This window comes from Streptomyces sp. NPDC055025, assembly GCF_053608565.1.
This window is the reverse complement of sequence record NZ_JBSGVS010000161.1, coordinates 1-1,057: the sequence shown is the minus strand read 5'-3', so window position 1 is coordinate 1,057 and position 1,057 is coordinate 1. Positions and strand designations below refer to the sequence as shown.

The following is a 1,057-nucleotide window of genomic DNA, read 5'->3' as shown; positions in this document are numbered from 1 at the left end:
GTTTGACGGTGGTCCTGCGCCCCCCGAACGACAGAGTTGTTATCTGGGTTCGGGGGTATGCTTGCCAAGCGCCGTGGTCGAGCGACTTGGCATTTGAATGATAGAAATATAAGAAAAATTAGTTATACGAATTTCGAACTTGTATTATTGAAAACCCTTTCGTAATCGCGCATTTTGGTGTTGGTTAATCGCACCAATTTCACGAAGGGGAATCAGGATGCCGCATACGCAGAAATTGCCCGCGCATTTGTTTGCCGTTGTCGACTCGCATCTCGAGAGCAACTGGCGCGGTGACGCTACCAATAGAGAATGGACGGTCGTGGAGCTTGCCGTTACACGCGGTGCGCAGGGGGATGGCGCATGATCCGCTATTTTCTTGCTCAAGGTGATCGAGGTGGCAGCGCGACAATCACGGAAGGCCTGCCGACCGTCACCTGTTCCAATCCGCCCCCGCGCGTGCATATCGCGACACTGGATATGCAGACCTACTGCACGGCGTGCGGACGGAAGGGCTTTATTGCTCCGAAAGGGCCGCGGTGGCCGGGAACCGGGCCGAACGGCAAACCTTGGGCGCTGAGCGGCGACGTCAACGTCTGCGGTTGCAATCCCCAGCCGGTGTTCTATGCCCAGCGCGGCATGATGATGCGATTTACGGCTGAACAAGCGGCGGCGTTGACCGGGCAGATCCGAAACCACACGGATTCTGCACTGGCAACCGACGATGAGCACAGCGAGCAGTATGTCTTGTGCGATGAGCAGAGTGGCCGTCCGCTCGCGCGTGTTCGATACCGCATATACACGGCATCAGGTCAGATCGTCAGTGGTGTCACGGATTCCGAGGGAAATACCCGACGAGTAACAACGAGTCACGCCGAGAAACTTAGGCTCGAGGTCGTGGAGGGCAATAGCGATGTCCTGTAACGAATACGTTTGCGTCCACGATTCCGCGGTGACGAACACCACACCGGGCTCGAAGTTGAAAGTTTTTCTTACGCTCAACGGCCCGCCAATCTGCCCGGCCATGACCGACGCAGAATTTAGAAAGCTGATGATGCAA

1 protein-coding gene is annotated in these 1,057 nt (G+C 56.1%); it reads left to right on the top strand.

Annotated features, from left to right (window positions below):
• Positions 1-360: 360 nt before the first annotated feature.
• On the top strand, positions 361-921 hold the full coding sequence (locus tag ACWGDX_RS39375) for a PAAR domain-containing protein (protein ID WP_137910414.1): 561 nt from the start codon (positions 361-363) through the stop codon (positions 919-921).
• Positions 922-1,057 lie beyond the last annotated feature (136 nt).